Origin of the sequence: Methylobacterium sp. Leaf89 (genome assembly GCF_001422215.1) — a bacterium.
GTDB lineage: Bacteria > Pseudomonadota > Alphaproteobacteria > Rhizobiales > Beijerinckiaceae > Methylobacterium.
This window is the reverse complement of record NZ_LMML01000011.1, coordinates 63,093-78,245: the sequence shown is the minus strand read 5'-3', so window position 1 is coordinate 78,245 and position 15,153 is coordinate 63,093. Positions and strand designations below refer to the sequence as shown.

At 70.5% G+C, this 15,153-nt stretch carries 16 protein-coding genes; 5 read left to right on the top strand and 11 right to left on the bottom strand.

All coding sequences use genetic code 11. From position 1 onward, the window contains the following. The 3 genes from ASF18_RS24575 to ASF18_RS06050 form a co-directional block, all read left to right on the top strand. The coding region (locus ASF18_RS24575; protein ID WP_244472593.1) for an FUSC family protein at positions 1-1,245 on the top strand (1,245 nt) is incomplete at its 5' end. Further along, positions 1,245-1,439 (top strand): DUF1656 domain-containing protein, encoded by a 195-nt coding sequence (locus ASF18_RS06055; RefSeq protein ID WP_056221554.1) that lies wholly within the window; start codon positions 1,245-1,247, stop codon positions 1,437-1,439. The genes ASF18_RS24575 and ASF18_RS06055, both read left to right, overlap by 1 nt. A 2-nt stretch (positions 1,440-1,441) precedes the next feature. Next, the gene (locus tag ASF18_RS06050) at positions 1,442-2,464 is read left to right on the top strand and encodes an efflux RND transporter periplasmic adaptor subunit (RefSeq protein ID WP_056273859.1); all 1,023 of its coding nucleotides are present in this window, start codon (positions 1,442-1,444) and stop codon (positions 2,462-2,464) included. A gap of 685 nt (positions 2,465-3,149) precedes the next feature. Here the strand turns inward: ASF18_RS06050 and gatB are convergent. The 5 genes from gatB to ASF18_RS23560 all read right to left on the bottom strand — a co-directional run bounded on the left by gatB (position 3,150) and on the right by ASF18_RS23560 (position 7,219). Then, positions 3,150-4,622, bottom strand: coding sequence for an Asp-tRNA(Asn)/Glu-tRNA(Gln) amidotransferase subunit GatB (gene gatB / locus ASF18_RS06045; RefSeq protein WP_056350185.1), 1,473 nt, complete (start codon positions 4,620-4,622; stop codon positions 3,150-3,152). A 68-nt stretch (positions 4,623-4,690) separates the two neighbouring features. Then, positions 4,691-4,990: a hypothetical protein gene (locus ASF18_RS06040; protein ID WP_056350183.1), complete on the bottom strand. Its 300-nt coding sequence runs from the start codon at positions 4,988-4,990 to the stop codon at positions 4,691-4,693. 10 nt (positions 4,991-5,000) lie between these two features. After that, positions 5,001-6,482 (bottom strand): Asp-tRNA(Asn)/Glu-tRNA(Gln) amidotransferase subunit GatA, encoded by a 1,482-nt coding sequence (gene gatA / locus ASF18_RS06035; RefSeq protein WP_056350181.1) that lies wholly within the window; start codon positions 6,480-6,482, stop codon positions 5,001-5,003. 121 nt (positions 6,483-6,603) lie between these two features. Next, positions 6,604-6,891 carry an Asp-tRNA(Asn)/Glu-tRNA(Gln) amidotransferase subunit GatC gene (gene gatC, locus ASF18_RS06030; RefSeq protein WP_056221539.1) on the bottom strand — a complete coding sequence of 96 codons (288 nt, stop codon included), beginning with the start codon at positions 6,889-6,891 and terminating at the stop codon, positions 6,604-6,606. Positions 6,892-7,039: 148 nt separating this feature from the next. After that, positions 7,040-7,219 (bottom strand): hypothetical protein, encoded by a 180-nt coding sequence (locus tag ASF18_RS23560; RefSeq protein WP_156649686.1) that lies wholly within the window; start codon positions 7,217-7,219, stop codon positions 7,040-7,042. Positions 7,220-7,332: 113 nt separating this feature from the next. Here ASF18_RS23560 and ASF18_RS06025 point away from each other — a divergent pair, with 113 nt between their 5' ends. Together ASF18_RS06025 and ruvX are read left to right on the top strand one after the other, a co-directional pair. Beyond that, a complete protein-coding gene (locus tag ASF18_RS06025; protein ID WP_056350179.1) occupies positions 7,333-7,878 on the top strand; it encodes an SMI1/KNR4 family protein in 546 nt (181 codons plus the stop codon). Between the two features lie 71 nt (positions 7,879-7,949). After that, complete coding sequence (ruvX, locus tag ASF18_RS06020) at positions 7,950-8,444, top strand: Holliday junction resolvase RuvX (RefSeq protein ID WP_056350177.1); 495 nt, start codon at positions 7,950-7,952, stop codon at positions 8,442-8,444. Between the two features lie 6 nt (positions 8,445-8,450). Here the strand turns inward: ruvX and dprA are convergent, their stop codons facing one another. From dprA to ASF18_RS24225, 6 genes are all read right to left on the bottom strand, one after another. Beyond that, positions 8,451-9,626 (bottom strand): DNA-processing protein DprA, encoded by a 1,176-nt coding sequence (gene dprA, locus ASF18_RS06015; RefSeq protein WP_056273843.1) that lies wholly within the window; start codon positions 9,624-9,626, stop codon positions 8,451-8,453. Positions 9,627-9,657: 31 nt separating this feature from the next. After that, positions 9,658-10,251 (bottom strand): glycerol-3-phosphate 1-O-acyltransferase PlsY, encoded by a 594-nt coding sequence (plsY, locus tag ASF18_RS06010; protein ID WP_056221792.1) that lies wholly within the window; start codon positions 10,249-10,251, stop codon positions 9,658-9,660. Positions 10,252-10,262: 11 nt separating this feature from the next. Beyond that, positions 10,263-11,570, bottom strand: coding sequence for a dihydroorotase (locus tag ASF18_RS06005; protein WP_056350273.1), 1,308 nt, complete (start codon positions 11,568-11,570; stop codon positions 10,263-10,265). 110 nt (positions 11,571-11,680) lie between these two features. Next, complete coding sequence (locus ASF18_RS06000) at positions 11,681-11,869, bottom strand: DUF1508 domain-containing protein (RefSeq protein WP_056350174.1); 189 nt, start codon at positions 11,867-11,869, stop codon at positions 11,681-11,683. 178 nt (positions 11,870-12,047) lie between these two features. Then, positions 12,048-14,759 carry an aconitate hydratase AcnA gene (gene acnA, locus ASF18_RS05995; protein WP_056350173.1) on the bottom strand — a complete coding sequence of 904 codons (2,712 nt, stop codon included), beginning with the start codon at positions 14,757-14,759 and terminating at the stop codon, positions 12,048-12,050. 250 nt (positions 14,760-15,009) lie between these two features. Beyond that, positions 15,010-15,147, bottom strand: coding sequence for a hypothetical protein (locus ASF18_RS24225; RefSeq protein WP_200917520.1), 138 nt, complete (start codon positions 15,145-15,147; stop codon positions 15,010-15,012). Between the last annotated feature and the right edge of the window lie 6 nt (positions 15,148-15,153).

Sequence of the window (15,153 nt, the reverse complement as noted above, 5' to 3'; positions counted from 1 at the left end):
CCCCCCCGCCATGTCCGGGCGGCCCTGGCCCGCCTGCCCGCCCCGTCGCCCGCCGTCGCGGAGGCGCGCGCCCTCTGCCTCGGGCTGACGGAGCCGGAGGCCGACCCGGCCCTGGCGGTGGCACGCCTGTCGGACCTCGTCGCGGAGGCCGTGCGGGCGGGCGACCAGCCCCTCGACGCGATCCTCGCCCTGCAGCGCGCCCTCGATTTCGCCCGGGCGGCCGCCTTCGCGGCCAATGGCTCCCGCGTCCTCGCCCATGGGGGGCGCCCCTTGCGCGACGTCCCGCTCCCGACCCACCGCGACGTGCCCGAGGCCGTGCGGGGCGCCCTGCGGGTGGTGATCGCCTTCGGCCTCACGGCCCTCCTCCTCGTCGCCACGGGATGGCCGGCCACCTCCTTCGCCCTGGTCCAGGTGGCGGCGACCTGCTCGCTCTCCGCGATCACCCCCGACCCGCGCGTCTTCGCCAAGGGCGTGCTCATCGGCATGCCGCTGGCCGCCCTCTGCGCCGGTCTCGTGCTGTTCGGCGCGCTCGCCGGCGTCCAGGGCTTCCCCCTGCTGGCGATCGCCATGGCGCCGGTGGTCTTCGCCGCCTGCTTCCTCAGCCTCAACCCGCCGACTTTCGGCATCGGGTTCATCCTGCTGGTGTTCTTCCCCGTGCTGCTCTCGCCCGCCAACCCCCAGAGCTACGACCCGCAGGGGTTCCTCACCAACGCCTTCCTGGTGATCTTCGCGGCGCTGATCCTGTTCTTCACCGTCCGGATCATCCTGCCCATCTCCAACGCCCGCCACCGTGCCTTCGCCCTCGATTCAGCCCGGCGCGCCCTGGTCGAGGCCTTGGTGGGCCGGGGCGGCGACGCCACGACCCGGACGAGCCTCAACAGCGACCGCCTGCTGCAATTCGCCCGCTGGAGTTCGGGCAGCGCGGCCGTGCGCCGGGCGAGCCTCGACCGCGCCTTCGAGCTCGCCCGGATGGAGTCGGCGGCCGCGCGCGCCCAGGCGCAGCTGCGCGGCCTCGCCCGGGACGGTGCCCTGGCTGCGGTCGCGGGCCGGGCCCGCGCGGCCCTTGCGAGCGTCGATGCCGGCCGGATGCGGGAGGCCGCCGCGGCCCTTCTCGCCGCGGGCGGGCCGGCCGATCCGGCCACGCGCCTGCACCTCGCCCGGGCGGTGAGCGACCTCGCCACGGTCGCCCACGTCGCCGAGGGTCAGGGCCGCTTCCTGCGCCGCCTCGGCATCCGGGGCGCCTGATGCGCAGCGACCTCGATCTCGGCGGCGTGCTGCTCTCGCCCTTCGTGGCCTACGCCGCCGGCGCGCTGGCGATCCTCCTAGGTCTGCGCCTGCTCTTCGCGCGCCTGCGCATCGCCCGCTACGTGGCCAACCCGCCCCTGGCGGAGGCCGGCCTCTACGTGTGCATCCTCGCTCTCCTGATCGTGTTCCTGTGACCATGGCTCAAGACCCGCCCGCCGAGACCGCCGCCGCAGGGCCCGACGGCCGCTCCCGCGGCTCCGCCCCGGATACCCGCCCCCGCGCGCCCGGCCGGGGGCGCCGGGTGCTGCGCCTGCTGATCACCGGGCTCATCCTGGCCTGCGCCTTCGTCGCGGCGGCCCTCGTCTGGCAGTTCTACGTGACTGCCCCCTGGACCCGCGATGGGCGGGTGCGCGTGCAGGTCGCCAGCGTAGCCCCCCAGGTCTCGGGCCAGATCACGGAGCTGCGTGTCGCCGACAACCAGACCGTGAAGAAGGGCGACATCCTCTACGTCATCGATCCGTTCGACTTCGAGGTCTCGGTGACCTCGGCCCAGGCCGAACTCGACAACCGGGAGGCGGACCTCCAGGTCAAGCGGACCCAGGCCGCCCGGCGCGAGGCTCTGACCACCCTCTCGACCTCCATCGAGGAGAAGCAGCAATATGCCGGCACCGCCAAGATCGCCGAGGCGGCGGTGGCCTCGGCCAAGGCGCAGCTGTCCCAGGCCAAGATCAATCTCCAGCGCACCCAGGTGCGCTCGCCGGTGAACGGCCGGGTGACGAACCTCTTGCTGCGCCCCGGCGACTACGCCACCACCGGCACGGTCAACATCGCCGTCATCGACACCGATTCGTTCTGGATCGACGGCTATTTCGAGGAGACCAAGATGGCCCGGATCCACGTGGGCGATCCGGTCTCGGCCGAGCTCCTCGGCTACGATCCGCTGATCCGCGGCACGGTGGAGAGCATCACCCTGGGCATCAGCACCGCCAACGCCACCGCGAGCACCCAGGGCTTGCCGAACGTCGACCCCGTCTACACCTGGGTCCGCCTCGCCCAGCGGGTGCCGGTGCGCATCCGCATCGACGTCGTGCCAAACGGCGTCACCCTGGTCGCCGGCATGACCGCCACCGTCTCGGTGGGCGCGCCCGGCGCCCATCGGCGGGACTGGCTCGCGGGCCTGCGGAGCCGCTTCAGCGGGACCGCGGTGCCCACCCCGTAGGTTGTAGCGACGGGGCGTGCGGTGGCAGCTGCGCCCAAGCGACTGCGGCGACAGGACATTTCAGGGTCGAGTCCCTGGGAATGAATACAGTCGCGAAATCACGCAAATAGGCTCTTGACGCATTCGCGATCCGGTCGCACCTTGATGTGGTGCTTCGACGGCAAAGCACAGCTCAAGCAACGAGGAGGCCTTGATCGGATAACGATCACGACCGACCTGACGCAGGAGATGTGGGAATGACTCCACCCCAGCAGGAAGCTGCGGCGATCATCCAGGGCTGATTCGACCTGGACGTTGAGCAGCGCACACGCGAATTACGGGACGGAAGCGGTCTCCGGGGCGCAGAAGCGGCCAGAACGGCACGACTTCAGACATGCACCAGGCCCCACCTCGGCCGCTTCCGCCGCCGATCTATTTAGATGAGCCGGCGTGCTTCGCGCCGAATGATCACGATATCTTCGTCTCAAGGCGTCGCCGCCGCGCTCCCGCGCGAGCGGCTCGACCCATGAGCGGACGTAGGAGAGTTCGCGCGCCGCCGCGACGCTCGCCTCTGCCACGGGGGGGAAGCTCCCCCGGAGGCGGCCGCCTCTCTCAGCTAACCAGGGAGCGCCTCGCCCGGCCGCATGACGTCGTGTCCGACCCGGCACCGACCGTGCATGTCCGCGGCGCGGACGCAGGCCCGCTTCTACTCGATCCCCAGCTTCGCCTTCAGCAGGGCGTTCACTGCTGCCGGATTGGCCTTGCCGCCGGTGGCCTTCATGGTCTGGCCGACGAACCAGCCGAGCAGGGTCGGCTTCTCGCGGGCCTGAGTGACCTTCTCGGGGTTCCTGGCGATGATCTCGTCCACGGCCGCCTCGATGGCGCCGGTGTCGGTGACCTGCTTCAGGCCGCGCGCATCGACGATCTGGCGCGGGTCGCCGCCCTCGGACCAGACGATCTCGAACAGGTCCTTGGCGATCTTGCCCGAGATCACGCCCTCGCCGATGAGGTCGACGATGGCGCCGAGCTGGTCGGCCGAGACCGGGCTGGTCTCGATGCTGTGGCCTTCCTTGTTCAGGCGCCCGAACAGCTCGTTGATGACCCAGTTCGCCGCGGCCTTGCCGTCGCGGCCCTTGGCCACCGCCTCGAAATAGTCGGCCGAGGCGCGCTCGGCGATGAGCACGCCCGCATCGTAGGGCGACAGGCCGTAGGACGCGATGAAGCGCGCCTTCTTGGCGTCGGGCAACTCGGGCAGGCCGGCGGCCAGGGCGTCGACATAGGCCTGGTCGAATTCCAGCGGCAGCAGGTCCGGGTCCGGGAAGTAGCGATAGTCGTGCGCCTCTTCCTTCGAGCGCATGGAGCGGGTCTCGCCCTTGCCCGGATCGAACAGGCGGGTCTCCTGGCTGATCGTGCCGCCATCCTCGATGATCGCGATCTGGCGGCGGGCCTCGGTCTCGATGGCCTGGCCGATGAAGCGGATCGAGTTGACGTTCTTGATCTCGCAGCGGGTGCCGAGCGGGTCGCCGACTCGGCGCACCGAGACGTTGACGTCGGCGCGAAGCGAGCCCTTCTCCATGTCGCCGTCGCAGGTGCCGAGGTAGCGCAGGATGGTGCGCAGCTTGGTCACGTAGGCGCGCGCCTCCTCCGACGAGCGCAGGTCCGGCCGGGAGACGATCTCCATCAGGGCGACGCCGGAGCGGTTGAGGTCGACGAAGCTCTGGGTCGGGTTCTGGTCGTGCAGGGACTTGCCGGCATCCTGCTCCAGGTGCAGGCGCTCGATGCCGACGGTGATCGACTCGCCGTCGGGCAGATCGACCAGCACCTCGCCCTCGCCGACGATCGGGTCCTTGAACTGGCTGATCTGGTAGCCCTGCGGCAGGTCCGGGTAGAAGTAGTTCTTCCGGTCGAACACCGAGCGATGGTTGATCTGCGCCTTGAGGCCGAGGCCGGTGCGCACGGCCTGGGCCACGCACGCTTCGTTGATGACGGGCAGCATGCCGGGCATCGCCGCGTCCACCAGCGAGACGTGGTCGTTCGGCTCGCCGCCGAACTCGGTGGAGGCGCCGGAGAACAGCTTGGAGCGGCTCGTGACCTGGGCGTGGATTTCCATGCCGATCACGACCTCCCAGTCGTGCAGGCCGCCCTTGATGAGCTTCTTGGGGTTCACGGCAGCGGTCATGATGGCCCGGATTCAGCGTTGCGGGGCGCGGGTACGCGCCGGAAAGGTGGAAGTGTCGGCCCGCCCGGTCAAGCGCGCAGGCGGTAGAGCTGGTGCGCCAGGAAACCGAGGGTGCCCCACAGGAAGGCGGCGATCCAGCGCACGGGGAAGAAGGTCGGCCCGTCGTGGCTCACCGGCGCCGGCCACGGGATACCGATCGCGGTGACGCCCCAGGACACCAGCACCGAGACGGCGAAGGCCATCAGCGAGACGAGGATAACCTTGACGAACTGGTCCGACTTCCAGCCCATCACCAGGGCGATGGCGATCAGCACCGGATCGAAGGCGGCCCAGATCCAGACGTCGAAAGGATAGACCGGGACCGTCATCGCGTGCGCCTCATGCCCACCACGCTGCCGGCAGCCTGGTCCGCCCGGTGGCGTCCTCGATCACCTGGGCGGCGGCGAACAGCGTCTCCTCGTCGAAGGGCCGGCCAATGAGCTGGAGCCCGAGGGGCAGCCCCTGCGCGTCGAGGCCGGCCGGCACCGAGATGCCGGGCAGGCCCGCCATGTTCACCGTGATGGTGAAGACGTCCTGCAGGTACATCTCGACCGGATCGCCCGAGCCCTTCTCGCCGATGCCGAAGGCGGCCGACGGGGTCGCGGGCGTCAGGATCGCGTCGACACCGGCGGCGTAGGCCTGCTCGAAGTCGCGCTTGATCAGGGTGCGGATCTTCTGGGCCCGCACGTAGTAGGCATCGTAGTAGCCGGCCGAGAGCACGTAAGTGCCGATCATGATCCGGCGCTTCACCTCGCGGCCGAAGCCGGCGGCGCGGGTGTTCTCGTACATCCCGGCGATGTCCTTGCCGGGCACGCGCAGGCCGTAGCGCACGCCGTCGTAACGGGCGAGGTTCGAGGAGGCCTCGGCCGGGGCGACGATGTAGTAGGCCGGCAGGGCGTAGGGGGTGTGCGGGAGCGAGATCTCCCGCACCGTGGCGCCGGCATCCTTCAGCATCGCGGCGCCCCGGTCCCACAGCGCCTGGATCTCGGCCGACATGCCCGCGACCCGGTATTCCTTCGGGATGCCGATGGTCAGGCCCTTCACGCCGCGGGCCACCGCCGCCTCGAAGTCGGGCACGGGCAGGTCGGCGGAGGTGGTGTCGCGCGCGTCCGCGCCGGCCATCGAGCCGAGCAGGATGGCGCAGTCGCGCACCGTCCGGGCGATCGGGCCCGCCTGGTCGAGGGAGGAGGCGTAGGCCACCGTGCCCCAGCGCGAGCAGCGCCCGTAGGTGGGCTTGATGCCGACGGTGCCGGTGAAGGCGGCGGGCTGGCGGATCGAGCCGCCGGTATCGGTCGCGGTGGCGCCGAGGCAGAGATGGGCGGCCACCGCCGCCGCCGAGCCACCCGACGAGCCGCCCGGCACCAGCTTGGCGTCCGATCCGGCCCGGCGCCAGGGCGAGACCACGTCGCCATAGGCGGAGGTCTCGTTGGACGAGCCCATGGCGAACTCGTCGAGGTTCAGCTTGCCGAGCATCACCGCGCCGTCGCGCCAGAGATTGGCGGTCACGGCTGATTCGTAGGCCGGCGTGAAGCCCTCGAGGATCTTCGAGCCGGCGGTGGTCGCCACGCCCTCGGTACAGAACAGGTCCTTGATCCCGAGGGGGATGCCTTCCAGCGGACGGGCCTCACCGGAGGCGATCCGCGTGTCGGCCGCCTCCGCCATGGCCAGGGCCCGGTCCGGCGTCTCGACGAGGTAGGCGTTCAGCGCCCGCGCCTTCTCCATGGCGTCGAGATGCGCCCGGGTCAGGTCGGTGGCGGAGAAGTCCTTGGCCTGGAGCCCGTCGCGGGCCTCCGCCAGGGTGAGTTCGTTCAGAGAGGTCATGGGTTGCGAGAGTCCTGGGCGCTCGTCCTGGTGGGTCCCGGGGCACAGCCGCCGTCGCCGTTCGGGCGCCGTGCGGACCGTCCTTCGGGGCGGCCGGTTTTGAGGTCGGCGGCGCGTGCGCCTACTCGACGACCTTCGGCACTAGGAAGTAGTGGTCCTCGGTCTCGGGGGCGTTGGCCACGATGGCGTCGGCCTTGGCCCCGTCGGTGACCGCGTCCGCGCGCTTCTTCATCGCCATGGGGGTGACCGAGGTCATGGGCTCGACCCCCGTCACGTCGACCGCGCCGAGTTGCTCGACGAAGGCCAGGATCGCGTTCAGTTCGCCCTGCAGGGGGGCGACCTCGTCCTCGCTCACCGCGATGCGCGCCAGGTGCGCGATGCGCCTCACCGTCGTTGCGTCGACCGACATGCTGTCTTCAGATCCTCAGGCCCCCATCCGCAGCCCGTCGGGGTTCCGCGGGCGATGGGGCGTCGGGCCGGGCTATAGCACCCGCCTTCCCGCGCTCGCAACGGCGGGGCCGCGCGAGGGCCGGATCGGGCGGAGCGGCCCGGACGCCTCAGGCGATCGCGTGATGGGGCAGTACCGGTGATTCGATGAGGATCCCGGCCCGCGCCGGCCCGCGATCCGCCTGTCGGAACCCGACGAGCAGGATCTCGCAGGCCAGGGCCAGCATCAACTTGTGCCGCAGGGGCATCCGGCGTGGTGCGGGTCTCGTCGCGTGGGGCGGCAGGGGCATGCGGTCGGCTTCCAGCGTCGTAACGGTTCGTTAACGATGCTCTGGCCGATCCGGTCCCCGCAAGGCTATGACAACGTTTTCTCAAGGTTAACGACGAGCCGGAGATCAGATTCATGTGGGAGACGGTGTTCTCGCCCTGCGCGCCGGGTCCGGTGGCGACCGAGGCGGCCCTTGACCGGGCGGAGGCGGAGCTCGGCTACGGCCTGCCCGAGAGCTACCGCGCCTTCTGCCGGACCCTCGGGGCCGGGCTCGCCAACGGCTCCTTTCGCGTGGCGGTCCCGAGCGAGGCGCCCGAGACGGACCTCGTCGCCCAGTCCGAGCTGATCGCCCACAGCATCGCCTCCGTCCTCGGCGACCGGCCCGAGCATCGGTTCGAGGTGGAGGGCGACGATCACAGCGTCGTCGAACGGGCCGGCTTCTTCGGCCGGTCGGAGGCCGGCGAGTTCCTGTTCTGGGACGTGGTGCCGGGGCGCGACGAGTACGAGATCTGGGTCCTCGGCGCCGACCTCGAATCGGTGCGCTTCGGCGGGGCTGACCTCGTCGACCTGATGCGGCGGAGCCAGGGGGCTGCCGTGCGCGGCATCCTCGGCATGGGCGCCGAGCCCCTCCCCGCCAGCTTCGTGGGCGACGGCACCGAAGGGTCGGCCGGCCTGCACTGATCCGCGAGGATCCCCTTGCCGGCCGGGAGCGGATCGCGCAGGACGGGCGGCGGCACGGGAGAGCGACGGACATGGACGAGGCCGAGATGCGGGCCTTCGCGGAGGCGTCGCAGGGCGGCCCCCGCCTCATCGGGATCGACCTCGGCACCAAGACGATCGGGCTCGCCCTCTCGGATGTCGGGCGCCAGATCGCCTCGCCCCTGGAGACGATCCGGCGGGTGAAGTTCACCCCCGACGTGAAGCATCTGGCGGCCCTGTGCGAGCGGCACGCCGTCGGCGGCCTCGTCATCGGCCTGCCCCTGAACATGGACGGCAGCGAGGGCCCGCGGGTCCAGTCGACCCGCTCCTTCGTGCGCAACATGAAGCCGCTGCTGCCCCTGCCCGTCCTCTACTGCGACGAGCGCCTCTCCACCGCCGCCGTCACCCGCGCCCTCATCGCGGCAGATGCCTCGCGGGCCAAGCGCGGCGAGGTCGTCGACATGCTGGCCGCCGCCTACATCCTGCAGGGCTGCCTCGACCAGATGCGCCGCGCCCTGGGCGAGGAGGCGCCCGAAGACGACGCGTGACGGCCCTCAGCCCACCAGGGACACCGACCCGCTGCCGTGGCGCTCGATGCGCCCGTCGAGCTCCAGCTCGAGCAGGGTGGTCTGGACGACCCGGACGCTGAGGCCGGCGGTGCGCGCCAGTTCGTCGGTTCCGATCGGGGTCGGGCTCAGATAGGCGATGAGGCGGGCGCGGTCGTCCACCGGCTCCGGCGCCGCGAAATCCTCGGCGGGGAGCGGCAGGACGATGCCGTCCACGTCGAGTTCGTCCCAGAAGATCGGCGCGTCGGCGAGGTCCGGCCGGTCGACGGCCAGGGCTTCCACCCTGCGCGCCTCGCTGCCCCCCGCCAGCAGCGGGGCGATGACGTCGGTGACGTGGGCGGCGTCGGAGACCAGGGTCGCGCCCTGGCGGATCAGGTCGTTGGTGCCTTCCGCCCGCGGATCCAGGGGAGAGCCCGGCACGGCGAAGACCTCCCGGCCCTGCTCCAGGGCGAAGCGGGCCGTGATCAGCGAGCCCGAGCGGCGGGCGGCCTCCACCACGACGGTGCCGTAGGCAAGGCCGGAGATGATGCGGTTGCGCCGGGGAAAGTCGCGCCCGCGCGGTTCCCACCCCATCGGCATCTCGGCCAGCACCGCCCCGCCCGCCTCCAGGATCGCCTCCACCAGGGCCGCATGGTTGGCCGGGTAGATCCGGTCCTGTCCTCCCGCCAGCACTGCCACCGTACCGCGCGCCAGGGCGGCCCGGTGGGCGCGGGCATCGATGCCCCGCGCCAGCCCCGAGACCACGACGAGCCCGGCCTCGCCGAGCCCGCGCGCGAGGCGCTCGGTGAAGGCGAGGCCGGCGGCGGAAGCGTTGCGCGAGCCGACCAGGGCGATAGCTGGACGGTTCAGGATCGCGGCCTCACCCCGGATCGCGATCAGCGGCGGTGCCGAATCGGCGGCCTGCAGCAGCTTCGGGTAATCCGCCTCTCCGAGGGCGACGAGGCGGGCGCCGAGGCGACCGGCCGCGCGGAGCTCGGCCTCGGCTTCTTCCCGGCTCGGCGGCGTGATGCGCCGGCCGCTGCGGCCGGTGAGGTTCGGCAGGGCGTCCAAGGCCGGCCCGGCGCCGCCGAAGCGGTTGACCAGGGTGCGGAAGCTGCGCGGGCCGATCCCCTCGCTGCGGATGAGGCGCAGCCAATCGAGACGCTGGGCATCGGTGAGCTGCATCGCCCTCCCCTCCCGGAGCGGGCGGCGAGCCTCAGCCCTTCTGCCCGATGCGCCCCTCGGTCCCGTCGATCAGCCGGCGGATGTTGGGCGCGTGCTTCCACCATAGCAGGATGGCGAGCAGGAGGAACAGGCATGCAACCGCAGGCTGTCCCAGGGCCCACAGGACGAGGGGCGTCAAAGCCGAGGCCGCCAGCGCCGCGAGGGAGGAGTATTTCAGCGTGAAGGCGAGGCCCAGCCAGATCGCCGCGAAGGCCAGGAGGCCCAGCGGGCTCAGGGCCAGCAGGACGCCCAGGAAGGTCGCGACGCCCTTGCCGCCCTTGAACCCGAGCCAGACCGGGAACAGGTGCCCCAGGAAGGCGCCGAAGCCCGCCACCAGGGCCGCCTCCAGTCCGAAGCGACCGGCGAGGAGCACCGCGAGGGTGCCCTTCAGCGCATCGCCCAGCAGGGTGGCGGCCGCGAGCCCTTTACGCCCGGTGCGCAGGACGTTGGTGGCGCCGATGTTGCCGGAGCCGATCGCCCGCACGTCGCCGAGCCCGGCATAGCGGGTCAGGATCAGCCCGAACGGGATCGAGCCGAGGAGGTAGCCTCCCGCCAGCGCCGCCAGCAGGACGGGCCACGGCAGCATGTTCAGAGCGATCACGCGGCGGCCTCGGTCTCGGCGGGGGCCCGGAAGACGATGCGGCCCGCCACCATCGTCAGCACGGCGGCTCCCTGGAGGCGCGCCTCGTCGAAGGGCGAGTTCTTGGAGCGGGACTTCAAGGTGCGCTTGTCGAGGACGTAGGGCAGGTCTGGGTCGATCAGCACCAAGTCGGCCGGCGCCCCGGTCGCGAGGCGGCCGGCGGCGCGCCCGAGAAGGGCCGCCGGGTTCGCCGTCAGGGCCGCCAGCAGGCGCGGCAGGGCAACGTCGCCGGTATGGACCAGCCGCAGGGCCGCGCCCAGCAGGGTCTCGATGCCGAGCGCCCCGTCGGCCGCTTCGGCGAAGGGCAGGCGCTTGGTCTCGACGTCCTGCGGGTTGTGGTCGGAGACAACGACGTCGATCACGCCGTCGTTGAGGCCCGCCACCAGGGCGAGCCGGTCCGTCTCGTGGCGCAGCGGCGGCGAGAGTCGGCAGAAGGTGCGGTAATGGCCGATGTCGCCCTCGTTGAGGACGAGGTTGTTCACCGAGGCGCCGCAGGTGACCGGCAGCCCGTCCGCCTTGGCCCGGCGCACGATCTCGACCGAATCCGCGCAGGAGATCATCGCCGCGTGGTAGCGGGCGCCGGTGAGGCGCACGAGGCGGATGTCGCGCTCCAGCATCACCGTCTCAGCCTCGCGCGGGATGCCGAGGAGCCCGAGGCGGGAGGCCATCTCGCCCTCGTTCATCACGCCGTCGCCGACGAGGTCCGGCTCCTCCACGTGCTGCATCAGCAGGGCGCCGAAGTCGCGGGCATAGGTCAGCGCGCGGCGCATGACCTGGGCGTTCGCCACCGCCTTGAGGCCGTCGGTGAAGGCCACGGCCCCGGCCTCCTGCAGGAGGCCGAACTCGGTCATCTCCTGGCCGGCGAGGCCCTTAGTGATGGCGGCGGCGGGCAGGACGTGGACGCTGGCCGTGTCGCGGGCACGGCGCAGCACGAAGTCGACGATGGCCGGCCCGTCGATGACCGGGTTGGTGTCCGGCATGCAGACCAGGGTGGTGACGCCGCCGGCGGCGGCCGCCGCGCTGGCGCTGGCCAAGGTCTCGCGGTGCTCGGCGCCGGGCTCGCCCACGAAGGCGCGTAGATCGATCAGGCCGGGGCTGAGGACGTGGCCGCCGCAATCGACCGTCTCGGCGTCGTCCGGCACCCCGGCGACGGGCCCCCAGCCGACATCCTGGATCAGGCCGTCGCGCACGAGGACATGCCCGGGCGACTGCCGGCCCGTGGCCGGATCGCACAATGTGGCGTTGGTCAGGAGGATGGGACGCATCGTCATGCGTCGCGGTTTCGACCGGGCGCGCCGTGGCGTCAAGCGGGATGCGGCGGGCACGCCGATCCCGACCGCGGCGGCGTGCCCTGACTGCGCTCCGGCGCGTCGTCTCAGACCTCGTAGATCGGATCGTTGCCCGAGGCCTTGTTGAGCTTCAGGCCGTGCAGGCAATCCGCCTTCGCCGCGTAGCTCTCGCTGCTCCTCGAGATCTCCTCGCCGTTCTTGGCGTAGTAGACCCAGTACCACTGTCCCTTCGCATCCTTCTTCATCTTGTAGCAGGGGTAGGACATTGCCGACATCGCTTCGCTCCTCGGTTCACGGCGGCCGCGACCTGCCTCCGCCAAATAATCAAACTCTAGGTTTGATTATTTATAACTTGTTAACCTGAGAGAAGTTTTGCAAGGCTTCTGGGCATGAAAAAGGCCCCGCCCTTTCGGGCGAGGCCTCGGGATCGCGGTTCGCGGAGGCGGCGAAGTCTTACGCGGCCAGCGAGCGCAACACGTAGGGCAGGATGCCGCCGTTGCGGAAGTACTCGAGCTCGTCGAGGGTATCGATGCGGCAGGTCAGGGGCACCTCCCGCTTCGTGCCGTCCGCGGAGGTGATCTCGGCGATCATGGTCTGGCGCGGTTTCAGGTCGCCGGACAGGCCCCGGATCGAGACCGTCTCGTCGCCCTTCAGGCCCAGGGAGGCCCAGGAGGTGTCGCCTTGGAAGACCAGGGGCACGATGCCCATGCCGACGAGGTTCGAGCGGTGGATGCGCTCGAAGCTCTCGGCCACCACGGCGCGAATGCCCAGGAGCTTGGTGCCCTTGGCCGCCCAGTCGCGCGACGAGCCGGTGCCGTACTCCTTGCCGGCGAAGACCACGAGGGGCGTGCCCTCGGCCTGGTACTTCTGCGCGGCGTCGTAGATGAACATCCGCTCGCCGGAGGGCTGGAACAGGGTCCAGCCGCCCTCGACCACGTTGCCGGACTCGTCGCGGACCATCTGGTTCTTGATGCGGATGTTGGCGAAGGTGCCCCGCATCATGACTTCGTGGTTGCCGCGCCGGGTGCCGTACTGGTTGAAGTCCTGCACCCGGACCTGGTGTTCCTGCAGGTAGGCGCCCGCCGGGGAATTCGCCCGGATGTTGCCTGCCGGCGAGATGTGGTCGGTGGTGATCGAGTCCAGGAACAGGCCGAGGATGCGGGCGTCGACCACGTCCTCCACCGGGGCCGGGGTCTTCTTCATGCCCTCGAAATAGGGCGGGTTCTGCACGTAGGTGGAGGTCGAATCCCAATGGAAGGTCTCGGCCTCGGTGACCTCGACGGCCTTCCAGTAGTCGTCGCCGCCGAACACGTCGGCGTAGCGGGACTTGAACAGGGTCGAGGTGATGTTGGCCTCGATGAACTCTTGGACCTCGGCGCTCGAGGGCCAGATGTCCCTCAAGTAGACGGGCTGGCCATCGGAGCCCGTGCCCAGGGGCTCGGTGGTGATGTCGATCTGCATCGAGCCGGCCAGCGCGTAGGCGACCACCAGCGGCGGCGAGGCCAGGTAGTTCGCCCGGACATCCGGGTTCACGCGGCCCTCGAAGTTGCGGTTGCCCGAGAGTACCGCGGCGGCGACGACGTCGTTGTCGTTGATCGCCTTCGAGATCGCGGCCGGCAGCGGTCCGCTGTTGCCGATGCAGGTGGTGCAGCCGAACCCGACGAGGTTGAAGCCGAGCGCGTCGAGGGGCGTCTGCAGACCGGCGCTCTCGAGGTACTCGGCCACCACCTGGGAGCCGGGCGCCAGGGAGGTCTTCACCCAGGGCTTCGAGCGCAGGCCCCTGGCGACCGCGTTGCGGGCGAGGAGCCCGGCGCCGATCATCACGCTCGGATTCGAGGTGTTGGTACAGCTCGTGATCGCGGCGATCACCACGTCGCCGTGACCGATGTCGAAGTTGGCGCCCTCCACCGGGTAGCGACTGGCGAGGTCGGCCGCCTTCTTGAACTCGGTCTCCATGGATTGCGCGAAGCCCGGCTTGGCGCCGTCGAGGAGCACCCGGTCCTGCGGACGCTTGGGGCCGGCCAGGGACGGGCGAACGTCGCCCATGTCGAGTTCGAGCGTGTCGGTAAAGACCGGGTCCGGCGTGGCCGCGTCGCGCCACATGCCCTGCGCCTTGGCGTAGGCCTCCACCAGGGCGATCCGGTCGTCGGCGCGGCCGGTGACGGTGAGGAAGTCGATGGTCTTCTGGTCGATCGGGAAGAACCCACAGGTGGCGCCGTATTCGGGGGCCATGTTGGAGATCGTGGCGCGGTCGGCCACCGCCATGTCGTCGAGGCCGGGGCCGTAGAACTCCACGAACTTGCCCACCACGCCCTTCTTGCGCAGCATCTGCGTGACGGTGAGCACGAGGTCGGTGGCCGTGGTGCCCTCGGGCAGCTTGCCCGACAGCTTGAAGCCGACGACCTCGGGGATCAGCATGGAGAGCGGCTGGCCGAGCATCGCGGCCTCGGCTTCGATGCCGCCGACGCCCCAGCCCAGCACGGCCAGGCCGTTGACCATGGTGGTGTGCGAATCGGTGCCGACGAGGCTGTCCGGATAGGCGAGCTCGGTGCCGTCCGAAGCATCGGGATCCTGCTTCGTCCACACGGTCTGCGACAGGAACTCGAGGTTCACCTGGTGGCAGATGCCGGTGCCGGGCGGCACCACGGAGAAGTTGTCGAAGGCCGACTGGCCCCACTTGAGGAAGGTGTAGCGCTCGCCGTTGCGCGAGTATTCGAGCGCGACGTTGTCGGCCAGCGCCTTCGGCGTGCCGAACTCGTCGACGATCACCGAGTGGTCGATCACGAGGTCGACCGGCACCAGCGGGTTGATCTTCTGCGGGTCGCCGCCGAGCGCCACCATGGCGTCGCGCATCGCCGCGAGGTCGACCACCGCGGGCACGCCGGTGAAGTCCTGCATCAGCACGCGCGACGGCCGGAAGGCGATCTCGGTCTCGGTCTTGCCCTTGTTGCCGAGCCAGGCGACGGTGGCGGAGATGTCGTCCTTCTTGACCGAGCGGTCGTCCTCGAAGCGCAGCAGGTTCTCGAGCAGCACCTTCATGGAGAAGGGCAGCGCGGTGGCGTCGGCGAGGCCGGCCTTCTCGGCGTGCGGGATCGAGTAATAGGTGTAGGCCTTGTCGCCGACCGTCAGGGTCTGGCGGGACTGGAAGCTGTCGAGCGATGCCACGGCGTTCTGTTTCCTCGCGAGCGGTTGGTCGAACACGCGCAGGCATAACCTGCGCCACGAAAACACGTGTTCGGCTGGGAGCGCTATGAAGCGCGCGCCGCCCCGGGGGTGCCCGGATAGGATGTTGCGCGAAGGGCGATTTGGACGCCCTGAAATCTCGCGCGGCGCAGCCTGCGCGCGTTATAGAACACTTCGAAACTGGCCGCTACCGGGCGTCTGACAGCGCGTGGGATCTGTTCGGAGGGCGGGTCTACGCCGCGACCAGATGCGCCGGATCCGCCCCCTCGGCCACATGCTGGGATGCGTCGAGGATCTCGCTTCCGACGATCCTCGCCTCGGCGAGCTGCACGTCGAGGGCGTCGGTCTCGGCGTCATATCGGGACGTCATCGGCTC

Excerpts from the sequence above, each read along its gene's own strand:
- ASF18_RS06055 (WP_056221554.1), top strand. The coding sequence starts at position 1,245 with ATGCGCAGCGACCTCGATCTCGGCGGCGTGCTGCTCTCGCCCTTCGTG.
- ASF18_RS06050 (WP_056273859.1), top strand. The coding sequence starts at position 1,442 with ATGGCTCAAGACCCGCCCGCCGAGACCGCCGCCGCAGGGCCCGACGGC.
- gatB (WP_056350185.1), bottom strand. The coding sequence starts at position 4,622 with ATGACCGCTGCCGTGAACCCCAAGAAGCTCATCAAGGGCGGCCTGCAC.
- ASF18_RS06040 (WP_056350183.1), bottom strand. The coding sequence starts at position 4,990 with ATGACGGTCCCGGTCTATCCTTTCGACGTCTGGATCTGGGCCGCCTTC.
- gatA (WP_056350181.1), bottom strand. The coding sequence starts at position 6,482 with ATGACCTCTCTGAACGAACTCACCCTGGCGGAGGCCCGCGACGGGCTC.
- gatC (WP_056221539.1), bottom strand. The coding sequence starts at position 6,891 with ATGTCGGTCGACGCAACGACGGTGAGGCGCATCGCGCACCTGGCGCGC.
- ASF18_RS23560 (WP_156649686.1), bottom strand. The coding sequence starts at position 7,219 with ATGCCCCTGCCGCCCCACGCGACGAGACCCGCACCACGCCGGATGCCC.
- ASF18_RS06025 (WP_056350179.1), top strand. The coding sequence starts at position 7,333 with ATGTGGGAGACGGTGTTCTCGCCCTGCGCGCCGGGTCCGGTGGCGACC.
- ruvX (WP_056350177.1), top strand. The coding sequence starts at position 7,950 with ATGGACGAGGCCGAGATGCGGGCCTTCGCGGAGGCGTCGCAGGGCGGC.
- dprA (WP_056273843.1), bottom strand. The coding sequence starts at position 9,626 with ATGCAGCTCACCGATGCCCAGCGTCTCGATTGGCTGCGCCTCATCCGC.
- plsY (WP_056221792.1), bottom strand. The coding sequence starts at position 10,251 with ATGCTGCCGTGGCCCGTCCTGCTGGCGGCGCTGGCGGGAGGCTACCTC.
- ASF18_RS06005 (WP_056350273.1), bottom strand. The coding sequence starts at position 11,570 with ATGCGTCCCATCCTCCTGACCAACGCCACATTGTGCGATCCGGCCACG.
- ASF18_RS06000 (WP_056350174.1), bottom strand. The coding sequence starts at position 11,869 with ATGTCGGCAATGTCCTACCCCTGCTACAAGATGAAGAAGGATGCGAAG.
- ASF18_RS24225 (WP_200917520.1), bottom strand. The coding sequence starts at position 15,147 with ATGACGTCCCGATATGACGCCGAGACCGACGCCCTCGACGTGCAGCTC.